We start from the raw sequence: 22,648 nt of genomic DNA, 5'->3' as shown, positions 1-22,648 counted from the left end.
CGGCTTATGCCTTTCTGCGGTACTCGGCCAGCTTGTCTTCATCGATCTCGACACCCAGCCCCGGCCCTTCCGGCAGCTCCACGCCGTTGTCATGGAAGTTCAGCGGCTTGACCACGATGTCGTCCTTCATCAAAAGCGGACCAAACATCTCGGTGCCCCAGTGCAGGGTCTCGAGCGTGGACCAGGCGTGCAGGGAGGCGACGGTTCCGATGGTGCCTTCCAGAAGGGTGCCGCCGTACAAGCCAATCCCGGCAGCCTGAGCTACCGCGGCCTGCTCCAGGGCGCGGGCCGGACCACCGGCCTTGGCGATTTTCATGGCGACCGCACCGGCGAAACCGGCTGCGGCCAGGTTGTACATATCCTTGGCATCGGCCACGGCCTCGTCGGCCAGGATGGGCAGATGGAATTTCCCGGACAGACGCACCAGCGCGGCGTGATCTTTCATCGGGGTCGGCTGCTCGACAAGGTCGATACCGGCAGCCTGCAGCTCCGCCATGCCCTTGGCAGCGGTGGCTTCATCCCAGGCCTGGTTCACATCCACTCGCACACTGGCGCTCTCACCCACGGCTTCCTTGATAGCCGCGACGTGGCGAACGTCGTCCATCACCGAACGGGAACCGATCTTGAGTTTGAAGTCGCAGTGACGACGGGTTTCGATCAGCCCCAGGGCCTCTTCGATATCCTTTCCGGTATCACCACTGGCCAGGGTCCAGAGCACCGGAAGGTGCTGATGAATGGCTCCGCCGAGCAGATCCGAGACCGGACGGTTCAGGCGCTTGCCCTGCAGATCCAGCAGTGCGGTCTCGATGGCAGATTTGGCCAGGTTGTTACCGCGGGTTGAGCGGTTTAGCATTACCCTCAGGGTATTGATGTTGCCTGCAGGCTGGCCAATCAGTTGCGGTTTGAAATAAGTATCAATGGTAAGCTTTACGCTTTCGGGACTTTCCGGGCCGTAGGCCAGACCGCCGATAGTGGTCGCCTCGCCGAGGCCTTCAAGGCCGTCGGAGTCTTTCATCCGCACGATCACCATGCTCTGAACCCCCATGGTTGTCATGGACAGCTTGTGAGGGCGGATGGTCGGGATATCGACCAGGATCGCTTCAATGGACTGAATGGTGGCGGACATGGGCTCTCCGAATCGCAAGTAATAAATCCTGTGATTCGAACAGTACGAAGTTTCACGGATGTGAACCAATATTGATTAAGTAATAACCGATACCCTGGAGGTATGGATGGAGCTGAGACACTTGCGGTACTTCGTCGCCGTGGCGGAGGAAGGCAACCTCACCCGGGCAGCGGATAAGTTGTTCATTGCACAACCACCGCTGACCCGGGCCATCAAACAGCTGGAAGAGGAAATCGGGGTGGAGCTGTTTATCCGTAAACCGCGGGGGCTGGAACTGACAACGGGCGGGGAGTACTTCCTGGAGCAGGCGCGCCAGATTCTGGACAAGGTATCAGCAACGGTGGACGACACCCGGCGTATTGCGCAACACCGAAAGACTCTGTTCTCCATCGGCTTCGTACCATCGGTGTTCTATGGCCAGTTGCCGCTCATGGTGCGACGCCTGCGCCAGAACAAGAACCTGGAAATTGTGTTGCACGAACTGAAAACCCGGGAACAGGTGGAAGCCCTGAAGTCCGGCAAGATTGATATCGGCTTCGGCCGCCTGAGGATTGAGGACCCGGACGTGGAACAGGAAAACCTGTTTGATGAGCCCATTATTGCCGCACTCCCGGCCAAGCACCCGCTGACCCGGCACCCGCCATCCATGAAGGAGTTGTCCGAATGGCCCATGGTGGCTTTCCCCTCCGGGCCCGGCCCGAATTTCGCCGACATTACCCAGGGCCTGTTCCACCGTCGTGGCCTGAAGATTCATGTCGTCCAGCAGGTGAATGACCTGCAGACAGCGTTGTCGCTGGTAGCCTCGGACATGGGCTTTACCCTCGTACCCGAGCAGGTGCGCCGGCTACACCGGGAGGGCGTGGAGTACATGCCACTGGAGGACAGCAGCATCTCTACCCCGGTCATCGCTTCCCGGCGGCGGGGCGAGAATCCCAATGCGGTGATGCGTCTGGCCAACACCATCCTGGCGGAACTGGTGGAGAACCGGCTGACCGGCCGTTATCCGTAACGGGCTCAGCGTGCGGTCTGCCGCACCTTTTCTGCCACCGCCTGCAAGCGCGGCAGATACACCTCCAGCAGGGTGTCCATGTCTACCCGGGCGGCATTGGTGCTGATATTGAGCGCACCCAGCAATTCCCCGCTACCGGAGAACACCGGCACCGCCACGGAGCGCAAACCAAGATCCAGTTCCTGGTCCACCACCGCATAACCCTGAGTCCGCGCCTGATCGATCGCTGCGCGCAACGCATCCTTGTCCGTCACCGAGGAGACCGTGAAACGTTCCAGCCGGACCCGCGCCAGAAACGCATCGAGTTCCGCCTCCGGCAACTGCGCCAGCAACACCCGCCCCATGGACGTGTAGGCCGCCGGCAGGCGGGTACCCACCGACAGGGTAATAGCCATGAGCCGATGACGAGCCGCCGAGCGCACCACGTACACCACATCATCCCCATCCAGTACCGCCAGCGAGGAGGATTCACCCAGCTCGGCGGTGATGTCCTCCAGGTATTGCTGGATCACCGCGCGGTACTGGTTTGAGGCCTGGTAGGCGTAACCCAGTTGCAGGACCCGCGGAGTCAGCTCGAACTGGCGCCCCGTGCGCTTCACAAACCCCAGCGCATGCAGGGTGAGCAGGAAGCGGCGGGCCTTGGCCCGGTCCATCTCCGTTCTCGCCGCCACCTCACTCAGGGTCATGCGCGGGTGTTCGGCATCAAACGCCTGGAGCACGTCCAGCCCCGAGGCCAGCGCGCCCACGTAATCCCGGTCTCCGGGTTTGAGAATCTGTTCGTCCATTCCGGCTCCTTTAACCCGTCGCGCGTCGATATGAGCGCATGGTATCAGCTCGTTCGCTCTCCGAACATCGGTGCATTTTTGCCAGCTGGTGAAAATTTGTACTTGACGACACAAAACCAATCACGCCATCATGTTCGCATATTAAACTTATGTTCGTATATCGAACTTTTCAACCGAAACACGATGGAGACACTGCGATGGCTGAATTCCTCTCCCTCCAGGAAGCGGTGAGCAAACACATCAACAACGGTGACACCGTGGCGATGGAAGGCTTCACCCACCTGATCCCGTTCGCGGCGGGCCACGAAATCATTCGCCAGGAAAAGCGCGACCTGACCCTGATCCGGATGACCCCGGACCTGGTGTACGACCAGCTGATCGGGGCCGGCTGCGCGAAAAAACTGATTTTCTCCTGGGGCGGTAACCCCGGTGTCGGCTCCCTGCACAGACTGAGGGATGCCGTCGAGAAAGGCTGGCCGAACAAGCTGGAAATCCTGGAGCACAGCCACGCCGCCATGGCCTGTGCCTATGAAGCCGGCGCCGCCGGCCTGCCGCTGGCTGTCCTGCGCGGTTATGTCGGCAGCGACCTGCCCAAGGTCAACGACCAGATCAAGTTCATCGAATGCCCGTTCACCGGTGAGCGTCTGGCTGCCGTGCCGTCGGTTCGCCCGGACGTGACCGTGATCCACGCCCAGCGCGCCGATCGCAAGGGCAATGTGCTGGTGGAAGGCATCGTCGGCATCCAGAAAGAAGCCGTGCTGGCCGCCAGGCGCAGCATCGTCACCGTGGAAGAGATCGTGGACGACCTCGGCGCTTCCGTGAACGCCTGCGTACTGCCGTCCTGGGCGGTGACCGCCATTGCCGAGGCTCCGAAAGGTGCCAGGCCCTCCTATGCCCTGGGCTACTACGACCGGGACAACGCCTTCTACAAGGACTGGGACGGCATCGCCCGTGACCGCGACACCTTCCAGGCCTGGCTGAAAGACAACGTATTCGAGAAAGGAGCAGCGTGAGATGAGCCTTGAATTTACTTCCTCGGAAATGATGAGCATCACCGCCGCCCGGGCGCTGACCAACGAGATGACCTGTTTCGTGGGTATCGGCCTGCCCAGTGAGGCGGCCAACCTGGCGCGTCTGACCCACGCTCCGGATGTGACCCTGATCTACGAATCCGGCACCCTACAGACCAAGCCGGACGTGCTGCCGCTGTCCATCGGTGACGGCGAGCTGTGCGAGTCTGCCCTGACCACCGTCTCCGTACCCGAGATGTTCCGGTACTGGCTGCAAGGCGGCCACATCAGCGTCGGCTTCCTGGGTACCGCCCAGATCGACCGTTTCGCCAACCTGAACACCACCCTGATCGGCGATTACCGCGAACCGAAGGTTCGTCTGCCCGGCGGCGGTGGCGCCCCTGAGATTGCCACCAACGCGAAGGAAGTGTTCATTACCGTGAAGCACTCCAGGCGCACCTTCGTGAAGGACGTGGACTTCGTGACCACCGTCGGCTTCGGCCGTGACGGCAAGGCCCGGGACAACGTGCCGAACATCGGCCGTGGCCCCACAGTGGTCATCACCGACCTGTGCATCCTCAAGCCGGATCCGGAGACCAAGGAGCTGGTGGTCACCTCCCTGCACCCGAATGTGACCCGGGAAGACGTGATCGAGGCCACCGGCTGGGACATCCGCTTCGCGGACCAGCTGGAAACCACACCGGCGCCGACCGCCGAAGAACTGGAAGTGCTGCGAGACCTGAAAGCCCGCACCAATGCCCACCATTCCGGCCAACAGTGAGGTCTACCATGACTGACGTATTTCTCTGCCATCCCCGCCGTTCGGCCATCGGCCGCTTCGGCGGCACCCTTGCCAGCGTGCGCCCGGACGACCTGGCGGCGCATATCTTCAAGGCCGTGCTCGAGCAGGCTCCGGAGCTGGACCCCGCTGCCATCGATGAAGTCATGATGGGCAGCGCCAACCAGGCCGGTGAAGACAACCGCAACGTGGCCCGCATGTCCGCGTTGCTGGCCGGTCTGCCCACTTCCGTACCCGGTACCACCCTCAACCGGCTGTGCGGCTCCGGCATGGACGCCGTGGGCACGGCCTTCCGCGCCATCCGCGCCGGTGAAATGGATCTGGTGCTGGCCGGCGGCGTGGAATCCATGTCCCGCGCCCCGTACGTAATGGGCAAGGCCGACACCGCCTTCTCCCGCGGCCAGAAGATCGAGGACACCACCATCGGCTGGCGTTTTGTGAACCCGCTGATGAAGAAACAGTACGGCATCGACTCCATGCCGGAAACGGCGGAGAACGTCGCCGAACAGTTCAACATTTCCCGCGAAGATCAGGATCTGTTCGCCTTCCGGTCCCAGCAGAAGACCGCCCGGGCACAATTGGATGGCGTCTTCGCCGAGGAGATCGTCCCGGTCTCCATCCCGCGCCGGAAGCAGGATCCGCTGGTGTTCGACACCGACGAGCACCCCCGCAGCACCACCCTGGAGAAGCTGGCTTCCCTGCCCACGCCCTTCCGTGACAACGGCAGTGTGACCGCGGGCAATGCCTCCGGCGTCAACGACGGCGCCGCCGCGATGCTGGTGGCCAGCGAAACGGCAGTGAAACAGCAGGGCCTCAAGCCCATGGCCAAGATCATTGGTATGGCCACCGCTGGCGTGGAACCCCGCATCATGGGCATCGGCCCGGTACCGGCGGTTCAGAAGCTGCTGGAGAAGCAGAACATCAGCATCGACGACATCGACGTGATCGAGCTGAACGAAGCCTTCGCCGCCCAGGGCCTGGCCGTCCTGCGCGAGCTGGGCGTCGCCGACGACGATGCCCGGGTCAACCCGAACGGCGGTGCCATCGCCCTTGGCCACCCGCTGGGCATGTCCGGCGCCCGCCTGCTGATGACTGCCGCCCACCAGCTGCAGCGTACCGGCGGCCGTTATGCCCTGTGCACCATGTGTGTGGGTGTGGGTCAGGGTATTGCTACACTGATTGAACGGGTCTGACCGAAGGAGCGTCCATGTCATTTGTTAACCATAACGGCCGAACCATCTGCTACCGCCTGCTCGGTGACAGCGAGAAGCCCCTGCTGGTACTGGCCCACCCGCTGGGAATGACCCAGGGCGTCTGGGACGACATGCTGCCGGCCCTGCTCGGCAAATTCCGGGTGCTGACCTGGGACCTGCCCGGCCACGGTGCCAGCAGCGCCTGGCCGGAGGACGCCGGGGAAATCACCCCCGATGACCTGGCCCAGGAAGCGCTGACCCTCGCCCAGGTGGCCGGCGCCAGCGCCTTCCACTTTGCCGGGACCTCCATCGGCGGTGTGATCGGCCAGCAGCTGGTTTCCGGGTACAGCGACAGGCTGATTTCGGCCACGCTGACCAACACCGGCGCCATCATCGGCACCGTGGAAGCCTGGAATCTGCGTGCCGCCAACGTTCGCGCCAAGGGTCTGGCCGCCATGGCCGGGGAGATTGTGCCGCGCTGGTTCGGTCCGGCGGCCTGCAAGGAGCAGCCGGCCCTGCTCGACGGCTGGAAAGTGATCATGGGGCGCGGTGACGACAACAGTTATGCGCTGCTGTGCGAGATGCTGGGCAAGGCGGATTTCCGCGAGAAACTCCGCGGCCGCGATGTGCCGGTGCTGCTGATTGGCGGCGCCGACGATCTGGCTACCCCGCCGGAGTCACTGAAAGCCCTGGCACAGTTCAGCGGCGCTCCGGATCCGGTGATTCTGGATGGGATCGGCCACGTACCGTCGGTGGAATGCCCGGGAAGTCTCAGTGAGATCCTGATCAACCGTCTGGCCTGATCCTCGGGCTACCCGGACGCCGGGTCCGGACAGACGTCCGGGCCCGGTCCATTGAAAGGGCAGGCCTAATCCGTTTCCCGATCCGGCTCCGCCCGGGAGAGCTGCACCAGCGCCCCCAACTGTCCGGAGTGTCGGGCAGCATCCAGGGCCCGCTGGAGCCCGGCCACAATCTCTGGCGAGGTTTCCTTGCTCATCGACAGATACAGCGGTGTTTCCTTGAATTCGAGCACCGGCCGCAATCCTTCAATACCATACTCCGAGCGCGCCACCATCGGCCCCATGACCGCATCGGCCACCCAAAGGTCGGCCTGATCCAGTACAAGCCGTCGGGCATTGACCGCGCCGAAGGCTCCCATCGTCATGTTGAAGCCCCGCTCCAACAGGTATTCGGACATGACATCCCCCTTGTAACCGGCGATGCGCATTCCTCTGGCGTCTTCGAGGCTGGCGAGGGTAATGCTGGAACCCGGCGCTGCAAACAGAGTCCATCGCAGTGACATCAGGGGCCCGACCCACTGGAACAGATCCTCACGCTCATCCGTTCGTGCGGTGCAGAACACACCATGGTTCTCACTCCCCTGACCTCGCTCGAACGCGTAGCTCCAGGCCCGCATTTTCATCACATAGTCATACCCGGCGCGCGCCAGAATGGCCTTTACCATGTCACTGCAGACACCCTCGATGTCATCCGCGCTGTGGGCAAAACCCTTACCGGTCGTGGAGGCGTGCAGAGGCGGATAGTTCTGGGTGAACAGATAGAGACGCTCCCCGGCCATGGCGACAGAGCCGGCACCCAGGGCGAATGTGAATAATGCAACACCGGCACCCCGAACAAGGGCGCCGATGACAACAGCAGTCATGGCGTGCATTCGAAACTCCTTTTATGTTGATTCTTTTAACTATCGCCACATCGGCAACGTCACTATCGGCGAACTTCCCTGACGCCAATATCCTGATCAGGAAAAGGTTTATCCGTTTTCTGTAATCGCAGCTGCCGATACCCGTGCAAAGCACGGACACCCCTCTGCAGAAAACGGATATTGCCGGCTGCGACACACGCCTCTAATGGGACAACCGCACAACAAGAATCCGAGGTGTTGATATGTCCCGTATGAAAACCCTGGCCAGCGCTGTTCTGGCTACCACCCTTGCCGCCACGGCAACCACTTCCGCAGCCGCCACTGATCCGGTCAAGGTCGGCGTCATGCTTCCGTTCAGCGGCATCTACGCCCAGCTGGGTGAAGCGGGCCGTGATGGCCTGAAGCTGGCCCTGAAGGAGAAGGCCGCAGAACTGCACGGCGCGGACATCGAGTTCATCGAGATGGATACCGAAGCCAAGCCGGCGCGTGCCCCGGAACTGGCGTCATCCATGCTCGGCCAGCACGAAGCCGACTTTGTGATCGGTCCGGTGCACTCCGGGGTGGCCATGGGGATGATCAAGGTGCTGCGAGGCAAGGACACCGTGATGATTATTCCGAACGCCGGCGCCGCCGCAGCCACCGGCCCGCTGTGCTCACCGAACATCTTCCGCACCTCCTTCTCCTCCTGGCAGCCGTCCTACCCCATGGGCAAGGTCGCCCTGGATAAGGGCTACAAGGACGTCTACCTGATCAGCTGGAACTACGGCATGGGCCGGGAAAGCCTCGAAGCCTTCGAGGAATCCTTCAAGGCCGGCGGCGGCAACGTGGTCAAGAAGGTGCTGATGCCCTTCCCGTCCACCAATTTCCAGCCGCACATCAGTGACATCGCCGCGCAGGACCCGGACGCCGTGTTCGTCTTCTTCGCCGGTGGCGGCGCCATCAAGTTCGTGAAGGACTACGATGCCATGGGCCTGCGCGGCAAGATCCCGCTGCTGGGTTCCGGCTTCCTCACCGAAGGTACGCTGGAAGCCCAGGGTGAAGCCGCCGAAGGCGTGCTCACCGGTCTGCACTACGCCGAACAGCTGGACGTACCGCAGAACGAGAAATTCCGCGAGGCCTTCAATACCGAGTACGGCCACTACCCGGACATCTACGCGGTCCAGGGCTACGACGCCGGCCTGGCCATCGCCAACACCATCAACCAGCTCAGCGGCGATGTCAGCGACAAGCAGGCGGTGATCGACACCATGGCGAAGCTGACCATCAACAGCCCCCGTGGCGACTTCACCTTCTCCCGGGCCCATAACCCGGTGCAGAACATTTACCTGCGGGAAGTGAAAGATGGCGTGAACGTGGTGACGAGCGTCGCGGCCGAAGCACTGGAAGATCCGGCCCGAGGCTGCAAGCTCTGATCCGCCGGTAAACCCTGCCCCGGCCGGCTGGCACCGGCCGGGGTGCCCCATGCAAACCACCCTTCCGGACCCGGCCCGGGTCCGCTGCAACATCCCTGGGTACCTCTATGACGACCGAACTCTTCTTCGTACAACTCATCAACGGCGTTCAGTACGGCTTGTTGCTGTTCCTGATTGCCTCCGGACTGACGCTGGTGTTTGGCGTTATGGGCATCCTGAATCTGGCCCATGGCTCCATGTACATGGTGGGCGCCTACCTGGTTTGGTATTTCGCCACGGTGACCGGCAGTTTTACCGTTTCGGCGGTGCTCTCGGCCATCATCGCCCTCTCCCTCGGCATCCTGATCGAGCGGGTACTGATACAGCGGCTGTATAACCGCAACCACCTGGACCAGGTGCTGCTGACCATCGGCATGATCTTCGTGTTCAACTCGCTGCAGAGCATCCTGTTCGGCAACGATCCCTACGGCGTGGCCGTGCCCGGCGCCCTGGACGGCGGCATTCCGTTCACCGACAACTCCAGTTACCCCATCTACCGCATCTTCGCGGCCCTGGTCTGCGTGGCCATCGCCGGCGTGCTGTATTACGTGGTCTCCCGCACCCGCCTGGGCATGCTGATCCGCGCCGGGGAATCCAACCGGGAGATGGTGGAAGCCCTGGGCGTGAACATCAAAAGCCTCTACACCGTCGTGTTCGCCATCGGGGTCATGCTGGCCGCCGTCTCCGGCATCATCGCCGCGCCCATGCGCTCGATCGTTCCGGGTATGGGTGAGAGCGTGTTGATTACCTGTTTCGTGGTGGTGGTCATCGGTGGCATGGGCTCGATCAAGGGCGCCTTCGTCGGGGCCTTGCTGGTGGGCCTGATCAGCACCTTCTCGTCGGTGCTGATGCCGAGCATGTCCAACATGATTATCTACATCTTTATGATCCTGGTGCTGCTGGTGAAGCCCCAGGGCCTGTTCGCCAAGTAAGCGGGAGCCGATCATGATTTTCGAGAAACGCACCGAGCGCATCCTCGTCCCGATGTTCTTCATGGTGGCCCTGTTCGTGCCACTGTTCCTGGAGTCCAACTCCTTTTTCGTGGGCAAGGTGACCACCATCATCATCCTGTCCATCTTCGTCATGTCCCTGGATTTCCTGGTCGGACGGGTGGGCCTGATCACCCTGGGCCACGCGTTGTTCTATGGCCTGGGTGGCTACCTGTTCGTCATCCTGTCGCCGGAATACGAGGCCGTGAACTTCTGGGTCTACACCTTCTACATCTGCGGCATTGCCGCCCTGATCGCCCTGGTGACCGGCGCGGTGGTGCTCCGGACCACGGGTATCTACTTCATCATGATCACCCTCGCCATCTCCCAGATGATGTTCTACTACTTCTTCGACTCTCTGGAGTTTGGCGGGGACGACGGCGTGTTCATCTTCATGAAGCCCGAGACCAGCATCTTCGGCCTCAGCTTCCTGAATCTGGACGACCCGCAGCACTTCTACTACCTGGCGCTGTTCTCCCTGTTCAACACCCTGGTGTTCTTCAAGGTGGTGCTGCGTTCGCGCTTCGGCCGCATCGTCGAGGCCACCAAGCAGAACCCGGATCGCACCGAGGCCCTGGGCTACAACATCTTCGCGTTCCGCCTGACCTGCTACGTCATCGGCAGCACCCTGGGGGCCTACGCCGGCTTCCTGTTTGCGCTGCAATACGGCTTTGTGAACCCATCCTTCCTGGCCTGGGAGATGTCCGGTACGGCGCTGGTCATGTCCATCCTGGGCGGTCTGGGCACCATCTACGGCGCCATCCTCGGCACCTTTACCTACGAGGGCCTGCAGTACTTCTTCGAGCACCTGACCGAAGACTGGCTGCTGTTCATGGGCTCCGCCATCATCCTGATGGTCATCGTGCTGCGCAAAGGCATTGCCGGCTACCTGGAAAAGCTTCTGGAGAAATAACATGGCTAACGACATCGTTCTGGAAACCGAAGCCCTCAGCAAGCACTGGGGCGGCATCAAGGCCCTCAACGACATCAGCCTGCAGTTCCGGGACCGGCAGCTGCACGGCGTGGTGGGGCCCAACGGCGCCGGCAAGAGCACCCTGCTGAACATGCTCTGCGGCACCCTCAAGCCCACCTCCGGCTGCATCTTCCACAAGGGCCAGCGCATCGACACCCTGAAACCCTGGAAGTTCGTGCGCCGGGGTATCGGCCGGAGCTTCCAGAAGACCAACATCTATCCGGAAGTGACCTGCCTCGAGAACTGTGCCATCTCGGCCCAGCGACGTTTCGGCGGCAACTTCAACCTGTTTGCCTCCCGCCACAGCAACCAGATGGTGCGCAAGGCCGCCGAGCAGGCGCTGGCGCAGGTGGGCCTCGACGACCGGACCCACACCATTGCCGCCGAGATTTCCTACGGCGAGCAGCGGCAGCTGGAAATCGCCATGGTGCTGGCCACCGATCCCTGCATCCTGCTGCTGGACGAACCCATGGCCGGGATGGGTCACGAGGAGTCCCAACGCATCATCGCACTGCTCAAGGAACTCAAGAAAACCTACTGCATCGTGCTGGTGGAGCACGACATGGACGCCATTTTCGAGCTCTCGGACCAGCTCACGGTACTGGACAACGGTCGCCACCTGATTACCGGCACGGTGGATGAGGTACGGGCCGACCCGCGGGTGAAAGAAGCCTATCTGGGCGCGGAAGAGGACGACGCAGAGGAGCAAGCGGCATGAGCACGGCACTGCTGGAAATCAAGAACATCAACACCCTGTACGGGCGCAGCCACATCCTGCACGACCTGTCGTTCCGGCTCGACAAGGGCCAGTCCATGAGCCTCATGGGCCGTAACGGCATGGGCAAGACCACCACGCTGAAGTCCATCCTCGGCCTGGTGCCGCCCCGCAGCGGGCACGTGTACTTTGATGGCGAGGACATTGGCAAACTGCCCACCTGGAAGCGCATGCGCCGGGACATCGCCTACGTGCCCGAAGGGCGGGGCATGTTCCACAACCTGACCGTGAAGGAACACCTGCAGATGGCCGCCCGTCCGGGCAGCGACGGCCAGACCAGCTGGGATTACGACCGGGTGATGGAAACCTTCCCGCGCCTGCAGGAGCGACTGTCCAACCTGGGTACCGAGCTGTCCGGCGGCGAACAGCAGATGCTGGCCATCGGCCGGGCGCTGGTCACCAATCCGCGCCTGATGATCCTGGACGAGGCCACCGAAGGCCTGGCGCCGCTCATTCGCCAGGACATCTGGAACGTGATTGCCACCATCCGGGAGTCCGGTATCTCCACCCTCGTGGTGGACAAGAACATCAAGGCCCTCAAGAAGCTGTGCGACCGGCATGTGGTGCTGGTCAAGGGCAAGGTGCACTTTGACGGCAGCTCCGAGGACCTCGACCAGAACCTGGAAAAGGTCGAAACCGCACTGAGCGTATAACGCTACAAAAAACGGATAGGGATGTTCATTCACCGGATATTTGACCTCCCCGGAATAGCCGATAGTTCACTGGCCAAACAAAAAGGAGAGGGCAAAACAATGAACTATCGCAATTCCCTTCTGGCGCTGGCGATCGCTTCCGGTCTCAGCGCCGCACCCGCCGCCCAGGCGGTCGATCTCGGCACCTACAACGACACTAGCTTCAGTATCGGCGGCTACCTGAAAGCCGAGGGCATCTTCGAGGATCCCGAAACCGGCGACAGCCGCTTCTTTGGCCGGGCCAACCAGAGCCGCTTCAACCTGAAAACCGTCACCCAGAAGCAGGGTCATACCGTGGTGGGGTTCGTGGAGGGCGACTTCTACGGCGGGGACTACCCGGGCGAAGACAACGACTGGCGCCTGCGCCACGCCTTTATCAAGATTGATAATGCCACCGTCGGCCAGACCTGGACCGGCCAGTTCTGGGCCGTGGCCCACACCGACTACCTGGACTTCCTCGGTGGACCGCGCGGCACCCTGGGCGGCCTGAACTTCCGCACCACTCTCGCCAGCTACGAGTTTGCCGGGTTCCGGGTAACCGCCCAGGATCCGGTCTACAATGACGCGGACCTCCCCGACCTGGCGGTCAACTACACCCTGAACTCCGAGTCCGGGCACAAGCTGATCCTGACGGCCAGCGGCCGGGAAGTGGACAACGGGGACTTCGTCGCCGGCGGCGCCATCGGCACCCGGATCATGCTCGGTCGCCACAGCCTGAACCTCAACGCCCACCATGGTGAGGGTCTTGGCGCCTTTTCCGGTGTCGGTGTGGGCGGTTCCCTGTCCGGCGATGTGGAAAATGGCGACGCGGTCAGCCAGACCGGTGTGAACGCCGGGTTCCGCTATGTCTTCAACGACCAGTGGCGCGCCAATATCGCCTACACAAAGGTCGAGGTGGACGACCAGGCGGAAACCGATTACGAAGCCCACCGGGTCAACCTGATCCACAACATCATCCCGGAGCTTGAGGTCGGGGTTGAATGGCGCAAGTACAATCTGGCCTTCGGCCCGCTGATTCCGGAAGGACAGCAGGTCGAGGTGATGGCCAAGTACTCGTTCTGATTTGAGCGTTCAGAATTGAGCACCTTGCTGCCAATGGAAACAGACGCCGACCGTCTTCCCGGCGTCTGTTATCCTTCACCTCCAGGCTCAATCAGCAACTTCATGACGGCGACCTCCATGGCAGAAGAAAGTCCCAAACGGCAAGGGATCGGTTCCCTCGAAATCGGCCTCCACATCCTCGACTACATTTCCAATGCTGCCAGGCCGCCGACACTCAAGGAGCTGTCCGGAGCGCTGGACCTGTCCCCGAGCCGCGCCCACAAGTATCTGGTGAGCCTGCTTCGCGAGGGCTACATCAACCAGGTCAACCAGACCCAGTACACCCTGGGGAACTCCAGCCTCACCCTGGGCATCTCCGCCCTGAGACGGATCAACCCGATCCAGCTTTCCTACGAGGCGGTGGACCAGCTGAACGAGGACACCGACAAGACCGTTTCCGTGACAGTCTGGAACGGCAATGGTCCCCTGGTGATCAAATGGCTGGATTCCAGCCAGCCGATCTCGGTAAACGTGCGCCTCGGCGCGGAACTGTCAGCCCTGAACTCGGCTGCCGGCCGGATCTACCTGGCCAGCCTGCCGGAAAAACGGCGCCGGGAGTTGATCGATCAGCATTACCGCTCCACCCGCACGCTCCCGAAATACCGCGGTGAGGACATTCCACGGGAAAAACTTGCAGCGCACCTGGAGATGATCCGCGCGCAGGGCTACTGCGCCTTCTTCAGCGATTACCTGCCCGAGATCAACGTCTTGAGCATGCCGGTGCACGACCTGAACGGGAATATCGTGACTGTCATCACCCTGCTCGGCCTGGATCGGGACACCGACATCAGCGAGGGATCGGAGCTGTTCAACCAGGTGCGTCAGTGCGCGATCAAGGTCACGCGGCAGATCTGTGGTCAGCCCACCAGCCGGACCGTCTCCGAGGGCAGTTCGCCGAACAGCTTGCGGTAGTCGGAGGAAAAACGGCCCAGGTGACTGAAACCGTAATCCAGCGCCACTTCGGTGATGTTTCGGCACTGGCCACGCAGCAAGTCCTCCCGCAACTGCCGGAGCTTGGCCTGCTTCACGTAGGTTTTCGGGGTGGTTGAGAACGCCCGGGAAAAAGCGTTGTAGATGGAGCGTACGCTCATGTTGGAAATCCGCGACAGCTCGTCCACGCCGATATCCTCCTTCACGTTCTGCTCGATGTAACGGACCATACGGTCGACTCCCGGAGGAGTGGCGGCACCGGATTGCGGATCCTCAAGGTTACTGGGAAACACCCGCAGCAGCTTTTTCAGAATGATCTCGCGGTAGGACAGCGAGATTTCCGGCGCCCCATCCTCCCCGGCCTCTTCCAACTCGGCAAAGACCGCTTCCAGCACGTTGGTCAGTGATGGACACAGCGTCAGGTTCACCGGCACCCGGTCGAAGCGGACAGGCTGCCTGCAGACACTTCCGCGTGCCGAATTCAGCACCGACTCCGGCACCTTGATAATGACCTTCTCACACTCGGGGCTGTATTCCAGGTCAATCGCTTCATCCGGGTTGACCATCAGCGCCTGGCCACGGCGCATGGTCAGACAGTCACTGCCCTGGCGCCAGCGACACTCCCCGCGGGTTACGATCTGGAAATGGTAGATGTCCTCCAGGGCCGGGCTTTTCACCCGGACATGATTGCCGTAACTGACCCGGGACAGGCCAAAGCCGGCAAACTCCCGATAGCTCAGGCTCGACGCGCGGTTTTCCCCGCCCAGCAGATCCAGGCTGTGACCGCCGATATGGCGATTGACGAAGGCCGAGACGTCCTCGGGATGGGCACCATGAAAGATGGTGGCGGCGGCTAGGGACTGAGAGAACATGACTGCTCCGTTGTATTTATTGTTAACGCGTTTACTTTATATAAATCACGTTGATCAATCAACAACCACGTACCTGCGCAGCCTGTGCTATGTTTCTGTGAAACTTCCTTCAGGCTGGCCTTTCGTCATGAGCAATCCCAAACACACTCTCTTCTGGATGACGCTTTTCCTCGGCGTGGTCGTGGTTGTCGGTGTTCTGATCCACAAACCGCTGATGACCGCCTTCATGGCCAACTGGGTTTTCAACCTGCTGATCGTCGGCGTTCTGATCGTTGGTATCGCCCTGACCTACCGACAGGTGTTTGTGCTGTTTCCGGAGCTGCGTTGGATCGCCCAGTTCCGCACCGGCCATGCCGGTCTTTCGGTGGTGCAGGAGCCCCGCCTGCTCAAACCGCTGGCCCGGCAGCTTGGCGAAGAGGCCAAACGGGACCGGTTTACGCTGTCGACGCTGTCCCTTCGCACGGTGCTGGATGGCATTCATTCGCGCATGGATGAGCAAAGGGAGATCACCCGGTATTTCATCAGCCTGTTGGTATTCCTCGGCCTTTTGGGCACTTTTTGGGGGCTGTTGGGCACCATCAATGCGGTGGGGCAGGTCATCACCGGGCTGGACATGAGCCAGGAGGATTTCGGCAAGGTGTTTGGAGAGCTGCAGAACGGCCTGCTTAAACCGCTGGAAGGTATGGGCACGGCTTTCAGCTCGTCGCTTCTCGGACTCGGTGGCTCCCTGATCCTGGGCTTTCTCGACATCCAGGCCGGTCACGCCCAGAACCGTTTCTATGACGGCCTGGAGGAGTGGCTGACCGGCGTCACCAACCTGGTGGATCGGGTCGATGACGAGAAAGACCTGTCATGATCGGATCCAAACGCCGCAGCCGAAGCAGTACCAACATCTGGCCGGGCTATGTGGACGCCCTGTCGGCCCTGCTGATGCTGGTTATCTTCATGCTGCTGGTTTATGTGGTCAGTCAGCTCTATCTGTCCCAGACCCTGTCCGACCGCGATACCCAGCTCGCGCGCCTGAACGCCCAGTTGAACGAGCTGTCCGAGCTTCTGGGGCTGGAGCAGAGCAAAACCGATGCTCTTGAAGAGCAGATGATCGCCCTGCAGGAGGATTACAGCAGCAGCCTGACCCGTAACGACGAACTGGTGAGCAGCCTGGAGTCCACCCGCGAACAGCTGATGCAGCAAACGGCCACCGCCGAGGCGCAGGCCGAACGCCTGGCCAGCATGGAAGCCTCCATCGATGAAAAGGACGAAATGTCCGCGAGCCAGCAGGCCATGATCCTGCGCCTCTCCAACCAGATCGCTTCGCTGCGGGAACAACTACGGAAGATAGCCTCGGCGCTGGAACTGCAGGAACAGATGACCGCGGAGAAGGAAGAAGAGCTGGCCAAGGTCAGCCAGCGACTGAACGCCCTGCTGGCCGAACGGGTGAGTCAGTTGGAGCAGTACCAGTCCGAGTTTTTCGCCCGGCTCCGGGACATTCTCGCCAGCAACGAGAACATCCGGATCGTAGGCGACCGCTTCCTGCTGCCTTCGGAACTGCTGTTTGCCTCAGGCTCGGCGGAACTGGGCGAGGACGGCAAGCGCGAACTCGACAAGCTGGCGAGTCTGCTGCTGGATGTTGCCAGCAAGATTCCCGAAGATGTCGACTGGATCCTGCGAATTGATGGCCACACCGACATCCTGCCCATCAACACGCCGAAATTCCCCTCCAACTGGGAGCTGTCCACCGCTCGCGCGGTAGCGGTGGTGCGTTACCTGGCCGCCCAGGGGGTACCCGAGCGGCGCATGGTGGCCGCCGGTTTCGGCGAGTTCTTCCCCGTGGCCGAAGGCACCAGTCCGGAAGCGCTGCAGAAGAACCGGCGGATTGAGTTGAAACTGACAGATCGCTAACTGTGCAGGCGCTCAGGAGGGCTACCTCATCCAACCGAACCCGGAGAGCATCCGTTCGGAGTTGTCCATGCCGCTGCTGAACATCCTCTGGGGAAATTGCGAACCACCAAGACCGAAGGCCGCATTGAGCAGGCACACCGTCGGATCGTCCAGTCGCAGGGTTGGTACGATTTTCTGAGAGCCCCCCTTGAATGTCATGACGTCTCCCCATTGCTGGTTCTGGACCCAGCTGTTGATCATCTCCCGCAAGTGACGGTCATGCAGCAGCACCTGGCTATCGGTCTTATCGTCCAGGCAAATGATGAGTACGCCCTGCTCGCGCAGGACCTCCAGACACTGGCCGATACGACGATACTCCTGCTCGCTCATCCCGGTATTCAGCCGTACTTCTGAGAGATCTCCAGGCTCCTCGGACAACAGCACATGAAGCAAGCCGTCACGTGTGCTTGCAGGCTCCGACTGGATGCTGGCTTTAAAACCCTGTGAACTCAGCAGTGCCTGAATGCGCTCGGCCCGAGCAGCGCCGCCTTTGAGCGGCACGACAAGTGGCGCCTGAAGATCTGCGTCCGTACTGATCAGCACCACACTTTCGAAGTGCTTGCCCCAGATCATCCGGGCTGGCCCGGAGCCAGCTTGCTGCTGAGCCTGCAGGCTGCTCGCGTTGCAAGAGACGAATAACACCGGCAACTTGTTCACGGGTCTTTCTCCTGAAAAATCGGATCAGAAGCTGAGGCTCATCGCCCCAGCTTCTTTGCAGATTGACCACCAATACCAAAGTGTTGCTTGGGCATTTCCGTAATGATGATCCGAACGCTTTCTACGGGTGCTCCCAGGGAGCGTGAGATTGCATCGGTCACTTCTCTGATCAGCTCTTCCTTTTGCTCGTCAGTCCGACCTTCCAGAATGTTGATCTGCGCAACAGGCATGATGCCTCCTTACTCGAACCGGGCAGATACGGTGCCCAGCCCCTGGTAACGAACGGTGATGTTGTCACCCGGCTCGACCGTGATGGCCGCGGTAATACCGCCGGTCATAATGAAGGTGCCGGCCGGGATGTGCTCGCCGCGCTCTGCCAGCAGGTTGGCCAGCATGGCAACACTGGAGGCCGGATGGCCCAGCACCGCAGCACCGGCACCCACGTCCACCACTTCGCCGTTCTTTTCGACAACCACACCCAGGGTCTTCAGGTCGACGTCCGCCACATCGGCCATCTGGCCACCGGTAATGAAGCGGGTCGAGGAGGCGTTGTCCGCCACCACACTCACCAGGTCAAACTTGAAGTTCTCGTAGCGGGAGTCGATCACTTCCACCGCGGGGATCACAAAATCGGTGGCGGCCAGCACCTGGCCAATGTGACAACCCGGGCCTTTCAGCGGCTCCTTGGTGACAAAGGCAATCTCGGCCTCGATCTTCGGGTGGATCAGCTCCTTGGTGTTTACCACGCCGCCATCGGGCACGCTGAAGTAATCCGCCAGGAAACCGTAGATCGGCGTTTCCACGCCCATCTGGGCCATCTTGGCCCAGGAGGTCAGCCCCATCTTCATGCCGACCACCTTGTTGCCCCGCTCTTCCTTGCGACGGCGGATTTCCCACTGGACGTCGTAGGCGTCCTCAAAGGTCATGTCCGGATAGTCGTTGGTGACCTTGGTGATGTCATGGGCCTTCAGTTCGGCGTTCTCGACGTGCTCGGCCAGCGCCAGCACCTGCTCTCGGGTCAGTGTCTTGCTCATGCGTTTTGCTCCTTCTGTGCGGCGAGCAGATCCAGCGCCACATCCACAATCATGTCTTCCTGGCCCCCCACCATGCGGCGGCGGCCAAGCTCTACCAGAATGTCCACGGTCTTCAGGCCATACTTCTGCGCCGCCACTTCGGAGTGACGCAGGAAGCTGGAGTAGACGCCGGCATAACCCAGGGCCAGGGTCTCGCGGTCCACGCGAACCGGACGGTCCTGCAGCGGGCGCACGATGTCGTCGGCCGCGTCCATCAGGGCGTACAGGTCGGTGCCATGCTCCCAGCCCATCTTGTCGAAGGCGGCGATGCACACTTCCAGCGGGGCGTTGCCGGCACCGGCGCCCATGCCGGACAGGGAGGCATCGATACGGTCACAACCCTCTTCCACCGCCACGATGGAGTTGGCGACACCCAGGGCCAGGTTATGGTGGGCGTGCATGCCGGTCTCGGTTTCCGGCTTCAGCACGTCTTTCAGGGCCCGGAAACGGTCGCGGATGTCGTTCATGTTCATCGCGCCGCCGGAGTCGACCACGTACAGGCAGGTCGCGCCGTAGTCTTCCATCAGCTTGGCCTGCTCGGCCAGGCCCTGGGGCGTCTGCATGTGGCTCATCATCAGGAAGCCGACGGTGTCCATGCCGAGCTTGCGGGCGTGTTCGATGTGCTGCTTCGAGACATCCGCCTCGGTGCAGTGGGTGGCCACCCGGACCGTCCGGGCACCGGCCTTGTAGGCATCTTCAAGGTCTTCGACCGTGCCGATGCCGGGCAGCAGCAGGGTGGCGATCCTGGCGTGTTCGACCACTTCGGCCACCGCCTCGATCCACTCCAGGTCGGTGTGGGCGCCGAAGCCGTAGTTGAAGCTCGAGCCCTGCAGGCCGTCGCCGTGGGCCACCTCAATGGAGTCCACCTTGGCCTTGTCCAGCGCCCGTGCGATGTCCTGGACGTTCTTGATGGAGTACTGGTGGCGGATGGCGTGGCTGCCGTCGCGCAGGGTCACGTCGGAGATGTACAGTTTCTTGCCGGGGTTATAAGTCATGAGTCAGTCTCCTCACTTGACCAGCGATTCGGCGATGCGCTCGGCGGTGCCCAGCGCGGCGGAGGTCATGATGTCCAGGTTGCCGGCGTAGGCCGGCAGGTAGTGGGCGGCGCCCTCCACTTCCAGGAAGACGGAGGTCTTCAGGCCGCTGAAGCGGCCCAGGCCCGGGACGTTCATGGGCTGGTCTTCGGGGATGTCGTCGAACTGCACCTTCTGCTTCAGGCGGTAGCCCGGCACGTAGGAGGACACGGCCTTGACCATCTCCTCGACGGAGGCTTCCACCTCGGCCTTGTCGGCGGCGTCGGACAGCACATAGACGGTGTCGCGCATCAGCAGCGGCGGCTCGGCCGGGTTCAGGATGATGATGGCCTTGCCCTTCTGGGCACCGCCCACCACTTCGATGGCCTTGGAGGTGGTTTCGGTGAACTCGTCGATGTTGGCGCGGGTGCCGGGTCCGGCGGATTTACTGGAGATCGAGGCCACAATCTCGGCGTAGTGCACCTTGGCGACCCGGGACACCGCCGCCACCATCGGGATGGTGGCCTGGCCCCCGCAGGTAACCATGTTGACGTTGCCTTCCTGGAGGTTCTGCTCCAGGTTCACCACCGGCACACAGTACGGGCCGATGGCCGCCGGGGTCAGGTCGACGATCTTGATGTTTTCCTTGTGACCGCGCAGGAACACCTCGTTGTGCATGTGCGCCTTGGCGGAGGTGGCATCGAACACGATGTCGATGTCGGCGAACTCCGGCATCTTCACCAGCCCGTCCACACCCTCGTGGGTGGTGGCCACGCCCATGCGGGCGGCGCGGGCCAGGCCGTCGGATTCCGGATCGATCCCGACCATGGCGCCCATCTCGATGTGCTGGCCGTTGCGCAGGATCTTGATCATCAGGTCGGTGCCGATGTTGCCCGAGCCGATGATGGCGGCTTTCAGTTTCTTGCTCATAGTCTTGTCCTCTTCAATCCGGGTCAGGCAAAGCGCACCGACGCGCTGCCAATGCCACCGATATCCACACGCATGTAGTCCCCGGCCTTGACCGGCTCCAGCGGTACCAGCGAGCCGGAGAGAATCACCTCACCCGCCTTCAGGGGGATGCCGAATTCGCCCAGCGTGTTGGCCAGCCAGGTCACACAGTTCACCGGGGAACCCAGGGCGGCAGCACCGGCACCGGCGCTGATCACACTGCCGTTCTTCTCCACCACCATGCCGCAGGTCACCAGATCCACCTTGCGTGGGGAGACGGCCTGGTCACCCAGCACGAACAGTCCGCAGGAGGCGTTGTCGGCGATGGTGTCCTGGATGGCGATCTGCCAGTCCTGGATTCGGGAATCGACGATCTCGAAACAGGGCATCACACACTCGGTCGCGGCCAGGACATCGGCATTGGTAATCCCCGGCCCGTTCAGATCCTTTTTCAGGATGAAGGCGATCTCGCCCTCGGCACGGGGTGCGATCAGCCGGTCACTGATCGGCATGACTTCACCGCTGTTGAACACCATGTCGTCGGTGAGGTAGCCGAAATCCGGCTGGTGCACATTCAGCATGTTCTGCACCGCCTTGCTGGTAACGCCGATCTTCTTGCCGATGACCGAAGCACCGTCCGCCAGACGGCGCTCGAGCATGCGCAGGGAAATGTGGTAGGCGTCATCAATGGTGATGTCTTCGCCCCGGCTGGTCAGGGGGGACACCGCCTCCCGCTTGACCATGGCCTGGTAGAGCTCGTCGCCGAGCGCCTGGATTCGTGTTTGTTCCATCAGGAGTCTCCTGCAGCCGCTTGATCGGCTTCATTGAGAAAATCGTTGACCAACCGGGCAAACCGGTCGGCATGTTCAATCTGGGTCCAGTGGCCACAGCGGCCGAACACGTGTAGCTGGGCGCGATCAATCAGCTCAGCCAACCGGTAAGACGCTTCCAGCGGGATCACCTCATCCTCGCGGCCATGGAGAATCAGGGTCTCGTGGGGCAAGGCCCGGATATCGTCCTCGTTGCTCGCCAGGTTATCGACCCAACGCTGCCGGGGCGCCGGGAACATGGCTGCGAAGGACTCCTGGAAACCGGGTCGAATGCTTGCCTGATAGCGCATCTCCGCCAGCTCATCGGTCAGCAGGCCTTTGTTGTAGGCAAATACATCCATCAGGCGACGCATGGTTTCGAGTGACGCCTCGTAACCCCAGACCTCATCCAGGCCTTTGGTGATCGGGAAGCTGACGCCAACCGAACCCATCAAAACCAGGCGACGAACCCGGTCCGGGTGTTCGATGGCCAGAGCAAGAGCCAGACCACCGCCGAAAGAGTTGCCCACCAGATCCACCTGTTCCAGGCCCAGCTCATCCATCACGCCAAGCGCATGCCTGACCCAGCGTTCCCGGTTGTAGGTCTGGTCCTCCGGCCGTTCGCTGTAACCAAAGCCGAGCATATCCGGCGCGATCACACGGCGGTGTTTCGCCAGCTCTGGGATGACCAGGCGCCAGTTGGCCCAGGCGGTCACGCCGGGACCAGAGCCATGGATCATCATCACCGGGAAACCACCTTCACCCTGGTCATGGACGTTGGTCCGATAGCCCGCCGCGATGATTTCGCGCCCGATTTCCGGGCTGTCTACAGGTGCGTTCAT

General features: G+C 61.7%; 25 protein-coding genes. 14 read left to right on the top strand and 11 right to left on the bottom strand.

The genetic code is table 11. The features are described from left to right. Window positions 1-4: 4 nt before the first annotated feature. Complete coding sequence (locus MD273_RS12910) at window positions 5-1,126, bottom strand: muconate/chloromuconate family cycloisomerase (protein ID WP_239038193.1); 1,122 nt, start codon at window positions 1,124-1,126, stop codon at window positions 5-7. Between the two features lie 106 nt (window positions 1,127-1,232). Between MD273_RS12910 and MD273_RS12905 the strand changes: the two genes are divergently transcribed. After that, window positions 1,233-2,135, top strand: coding sequence for a LysR family transcriptional regulator (locus MD273_RS12905; RefSeq protein ID WP_239038192.1), 903 nt, complete (start codon window positions 1,233-1,235; stop codon window positions 2,133-2,135). A gap of 5 nt (window positions 2,136-2,140) precedes the next feature. Here MD273_RS12905 and MD273_RS12900 read toward each other — a convergent pair whose 3' ends face one another. Continuing rightward, entirely contained in the window at window positions 2,141-2,920 is a 780-nt protein-coding gene (locus tag MD273_RS12900; protein ID WP_239038191.1) for an IclR family transcriptional regulator domain-containing protein, read from the bottom strand. Window positions 2,921-3,117: 197 nt separating this feature from the next. Here MD273_RS12900 and MD273_RS12895 point away from each other — a divergent pair, with 197 nt between their 5' ends. From MD273_RS12895 to MD273_RS12880, 4 genes are read left to right on the top strand one after another with little or no spacing between them, the layout of a single operon-like run. After that, window positions 3,118-3,933 carry a CoA transferase subunit A gene (locus tag MD273_RS12895; protein ID WP_239038190.1) on the top strand — a complete coding sequence of 272 codons (816 nt, stop codon included), beginning with the start codon at window positions 3,118-3,120 and terminating at the stop codon, window positions 3,931-3,933. Between the two features lies 1 nt (window position 3,934). Beyond that, window positions 3,935-4,711 (top strand): CoA-transferase subunit beta, encoded by a 777-nt coding sequence (locus MD273_RS12890; protein WP_239038189.1) that lies wholly within the window; start codon window positions 3,935-3,937, stop codon window positions 4,709-4,711. Between the two features lie 8 nt (window positions 4,712-4,719). Continuing rightward, the gene (gene pcaF, locus MD273_RS12885) at window positions 4,720-5,922 is read left to right on the top strand and encodes a 3-oxoadipyl-CoA thiolase (RefSeq protein ID WP_239038188.1); all 1,203 of its coding nucleotides are present in this window, start codon (window positions 4,720-4,722) and stop codon (window positions 5,920-5,922) included. A 14-nt stretch (window positions 5,923-5,936) separates the two neighbouring features. Continuing rightward, window positions 5,937-6,725 (top strand): alpha/beta fold hydrolase, encoded by a 789-nt coding sequence (locus MD273_RS12880; protein ID WP_239038187.1) that lies wholly within the window; start codon window positions 5,937-5,939, stop codon window positions 6,723-6,725. A 65-nt stretch (window positions 6,726-6,790) separates the two neighbouring features. Here MD273_RS12880 and MD273_RS12875 read toward each other — a convergent pair whose 3' ends face one another. Continuing rightward, the gene (locus MD273_RS12875) at window positions 6,791-7,594 is read right to left on the bottom strand and encodes a substrate-binding periplasmic protein (protein ID WP_239038186.1); all 804 of its coding nucleotides are present in this window, start codon (window positions 7,592-7,594) and stop codon (window positions 6,791-6,793) included. A 233-nt stretch (window positions 7,595-7,827) separates the two neighbouring features. Between MD273_RS12875 and MD273_RS12870 the strand changes: the two genes are divergently transcribed. The 7 genes from MD273_RS12870 (at window position 7,828) to MD273_RS12840 (ending at window position 14,478) form a co-directional block, all read left to right on the top strand. Continuing rightward, window positions 7,828-8,997, top strand: coding sequence for an ABC transporter substrate-binding protein (locus MD273_RS12870; protein ID WP_239038185.1), 1,170 nt, complete (start codon window positions 7,828-7,830; stop codon window positions 8,995-8,997). A gap of 107 nt (window positions 8,998-9,104) precedes the next feature. Beyond that, a complete protein-coding gene (locus MD273_RS12865; RefSeq protein WP_239038184.1) occupies window positions 9,105-9,968 on the top strand; it encodes a branched-chain amino acid ABC transporter permease in 864 nt (287 codons plus the stop codon). A gap of 13 nt (window positions 9,969-9,981) precedes the next feature. Then, complete coding sequence (locus MD273_RS12860; RefSeq protein WP_239038183.1) at window positions 9,982-10,938, top strand: branched-chain amino acid ABC transporter permease; 957 nt, start codon at window positions 9,982-9,984, stop codon at window positions 10,936-10,938. Window position 10,939: 1 nt separating this feature from the next. Beyond that, window positions 10,940-11,716 carry an ABC transporter ATP-binding protein gene (locus MD273_RS12855; protein ID WP_239038182.1) on the top strand — a complete coding sequence of 259 codons (777 nt, stop codon included), beginning with the start codon at window positions 10,940-10,942 and terminating at the stop codon, window positions 11,714-11,716. Beyond that, window positions 11,713-12,426 (top strand): ABC transporter ATP-binding protein, encoded by a 714-nt coding sequence (locus MD273_RS12850; protein WP_239038181.1) that lies wholly within the window; start codon window positions 11,713-11,715, stop codon window positions 12,424-12,426. The genes MD273_RS12855 and MD273_RS12850 overlap by 4 nt, the downstream gene beginning before the upstream one ends. A 99-nt stretch (window positions 12,427-12,525) precedes the next feature. Beyond that, window positions 12,526-13,527, top strand: a complete 1,002-nt coding sequence (locus MD273_RS12845; protein WP_239038180.1) for a porin — start codon at window positions 12,526-12,528, stop codon at window positions 13,525-13,527. Window positions 13,528-13,644: 117 nt separating this feature from the next. After that, window positions 13,645-14,478: an IclR family transcriptional regulator gene (locus tag MD273_RS12840; protein WP_239038179.1), complete on the top strand. Its 834-nt coding sequence runs from the start codon at window positions 13,645-13,647 to the stop codon at window positions 14,476-14,478. Here MD273_RS12840 and MD273_RS12835 read toward each other — a convergent pair. Beyond that, entirely contained in the window at window positions 14,424-15,368 is a 945-nt protein-coding gene (locus tag MD273_RS12835; protein ID WP_239038178.1) for an AraC family transcriptional regulator, read from the bottom strand. The genes MD273_RS12840 and MD273_RS12835 overlap by 55 nt on opposite strands. Window positions 15,369-15,495: 127 nt before the next feature. On the opposite strand from MD273_RS12835, the gene MD273_RS12830 reads away from it, so the two are divergent. Next, entirely contained in the window at window positions 15,496-16,224 is a 729-nt protein-coding gene (locus tag MD273_RS12830) for a flagellar motor protein MotA (RefSeq protein WP_239038177.1), read from the top strand. Beyond that, the gene (locus MD273_RS12825) at window positions 16,221-17,267 is read left to right on the top strand and encodes a peptidoglycan -binding protein (RefSeq protein ID WP_239038176.1); all 1,047 of its coding nucleotides are present in this window, start codon (window positions 16,221-16,223) and stop codon (window positions 17,265-17,267) included. The genes MD273_RS12830 and MD273_RS12825 overlap by 4 nt, the downstream gene beginning before the upstream one ends. A 21-nt stretch (window positions 17,268-17,288) precedes the next feature. Here the strand turns inward: MD273_RS12825 and MD273_RS12820 are convergent, their stop codons facing one another. The 7 genes from MD273_RS12820 to MD273_RS12790 are packed head-to-tail and all read right to left on the bottom strand — an operon-like array spanning window position 17,289 to window position 22,648. Continuing rightward, on the bottom strand, window positions 17,289-17,963 hold the full coding sequence (locus MD273_RS12820) for a class III extradiol ring-cleavage dioxygenase family protein (protein WP_239038175.1): 675 nt from the start codon (window positions 17,961-17,963) through the stop codon (window positions 17,289-17,291). 38 nt (window positions 17,964-18,001) lie between these two features. Continuing rightward, window positions 18,002-18,193: a 4-oxalocrotonate tautomerase gene (locus MD273_RS12815; protein WP_239038174.1), complete on the bottom strand. Its 192-nt coding sequence runs from the start codon at window positions 18,191-18,193 to the stop codon at window positions 18,002-18,004. Window positions 18,194-18,202: 9 nt separating this feature from the next. Next, a complete protein-coding gene (gene dmpH / locus MD273_RS12810; protein WP_113861802.1) occupies window positions 18,203-18,997 on the bottom strand; it encodes a 2-oxo-3-hexenedioate decarboxylase in 795 nt (264 codons plus the stop codon). Then, complete coding sequence (gene dmpG, locus MD273_RS12805) at window positions 18,994-20,031, bottom strand: 4-hydroxy-2-oxovalerate aldolase (protein WP_239038173.1); 1,038 nt, start codon at window positions 20,029-20,031, stop codon at window positions 18,994-18,996. Before dmpG ends, dmpH begins: the two co-directional genes overlap by 4 nt. A 12-nt stretch (window positions 20,032-20,043) precedes the next feature. Continuing rightward, window positions 20,044-20,979, bottom strand: a complete 936-nt coding sequence (locus MD273_RS12800) for an acetaldehyde dehydrogenase (acetylating) (protein ID WP_239038172.1) — start codon at window positions 20,977-20,979, stop codon at window positions 20,044-20,046. 23 nt (window positions 20,980-21,002) lie between these two features. Beyond that, window positions 21,003-21,788 (bottom strand): 2-oxopent-4-enoate hydratase, encoded by a 786-nt coding sequence (gene dmpE, locus MD273_RS12795; protein WP_239038171.1) that lies wholly within the window; start codon window positions 21,786-21,788, stop codon window positions 21,003-21,005. Next, a complete protein-coding gene (locus MD273_RS12790; protein WP_113861806.1) occupies window positions 21,788-22,648 on the bottom strand; it encodes an alpha/beta fold hydrolase in 861 nt (286 codons plus the stop codon). Before MD273_RS12790 ends, dmpE begins: the two co-directional genes overlap by 1 nt.

This window comes from Marinobacter sp. C7, from assembly GCF_022343555.1.
Classification (GTDB): domain Bacteria; phylum Pseudomonadota; class Gammaproteobacteria; order Pseudomonadales; family Oleiphilaceae; genus Marinobacter.
Note: the sequence above shows the minus strand (reverse complement) of the source record. Positions and strands in the feature narration are given on the sequence as shown.

Bases quoted from the DNA above. Each gene is read 5' to 3' on its own strand.
- MD273_RS12910 (WP_239038193.1), bottom strand. From the start codon at position 1,126: ATGTCCGCCACCATTCAGTCCATTGAAGCGATCCTGGTCGATATCCCG.
- MD273_RS12905 (WP_239038192.1), top strand. From the start codon at position 1,233: ATGGAGCTGAGACACTTGCGGTACTTCGTCGCCGTGGCGGAGGAAGGC.
- MD273_RS12900 (WP_239038191.1), bottom strand. From the start codon at position 2,920: ATGGACGAACAGATTCTCAAACCCGGAGACCGGGATTACGTGGGCGCG.
- MD273_RS12895 (WP_239038190.1), top strand. From the start codon at position 3,118: ATGGCTGAATTCCTCTCCCTCCAGGAAGCGGTGAGCAAACACATCAAC.
- MD273_RS12890 (WP_239038189.1), top strand. From the start codon at position 3,935: ATGAGCCTTGAATTTACTTCCTCGGAAATGATGAGCATCACCGCCGCC.
- pcaF (WP_239038188.1), top strand. From the start codon at position 4,720: ATGACTGACGTATTTCTCTGCCATCCCCGCCGTTCGGCCATCGGCCGC.
- MD273_RS12880 (WP_239038187.1), top strand. From the start codon at position 5,937: ATGTCATTTGTTAACCATAACGGCCGAACCATCTGCTACCGCCTGCTC.
- MD273_RS12875 (WP_239038186.1), bottom strand. From the start codon at position 7,594: ATGCACGCCATGACTGCTGTTGTCATCGGCGCCCTTGTTCGGGGTGCC.
- MD273_RS12870 (WP_239038185.1), top strand. From the start codon at position 7,828: ATGTCCCGTATGAAAACCCTGGCCAGCGCTGTTCTGGCTACCACCCTT.
- MD273_RS12865 (WP_239038184.1), top strand. From the start codon at position 9,105: ATGACGACCGAACTCTTCTTCGTACAACTCATCAACGGCGTTCAGTAC.
- MD273_RS12860 (WP_239038183.1), top strand. From the start codon at position 9,982: ATGATTTTCGAGAAACGCACCGAGCGCATCCTCGTCCCGATGTTCTTC.
- MD273_RS12855 (WP_239038182.1), top strand. From the start codon at position 10,940: ATGGCTAACGACATCGTTCTGGAAACCGAAGCCCTCAGCAAGCACTGG.
- MD273_RS12850 (WP_239038181.1), top strand. From the start codon at position 11,713: ATGAGCACGGCACTGCTGGAAATCAAGAACATCAACACCCTGTACGGG.
- MD273_RS12845 (WP_239038180.1), top strand. From the start codon at position 12,526: ATGAACTATCGCAATTCCCTTCTGGCGCTGGCGATCGCTTCCGGTCTC.
- MD273_RS12840 (WP_239038179.1), top strand. From the start codon at position 13,645: ATGGCAGAAGAAAGTCCCAAACGGCAAGGGATCGGTTCCCTCGAAATC.
- MD273_RS12835 (WP_239038178.1), bottom strand. From the start codon at position 15,368: ATGTTCTCTCAGTCCCTAGCCGCCGCCACCATCTTTCATGGTGCCCAT.
- MD273_RS12830 (WP_239038177.1), top strand. From the start codon at position 15,496: ATGAGCAATCCCAAACACACTCTCTTCTGGATGACGCTTTTCCTCGGC.
- MD273_RS12825 (WP_239038176.1), top strand. From the start codon at position 16,221: ATGATCGGATCCAAACGCCGCAGCCGAAGCAGTACCAACATCTGGCCG.
- MD273_RS12815 (WP_239038174.1), bottom strand. From the start codon at position 18,193: ATGCCTGTTGCGCAGATCAACATTCTGGAAGGTCGGACTGACGAGCAA.
- dmpH (WP_113861802.1), bottom strand. From the start codon at position 18,997: ATGAGCAAGACACTGACCCGAGAGCAGGTGCTGGCGCTGGCCGAGCAC.
- dmpG (WP_239038173.1), bottom strand. From the start codon at position 20,031: ATGACTTATAACCCCGGCAAGAAACTGTACATCTCCGACGTGACCCTG.
- MD273_RS12800 (WP_239038172.1), bottom strand. From the start codon at position 20,979: ATGAGCAAGAAACTGAAAGCCGCCATCATCGGCTCGGGCAACATCGGC.
- dmpE (WP_239038171.1), bottom strand. From the start codon at position 21,788: ATGGAACAAACACGAATCCAGGCGCTCGGCGACGAGCTCTACCAGGCC.
- MD273_RS12790 (WP_113861806.1), bottom strand. From the start codon at position 22,648: ATGAACGCACCTGTAGACAGCCCGGAAATCGGGCGCGAAATCATCGCG.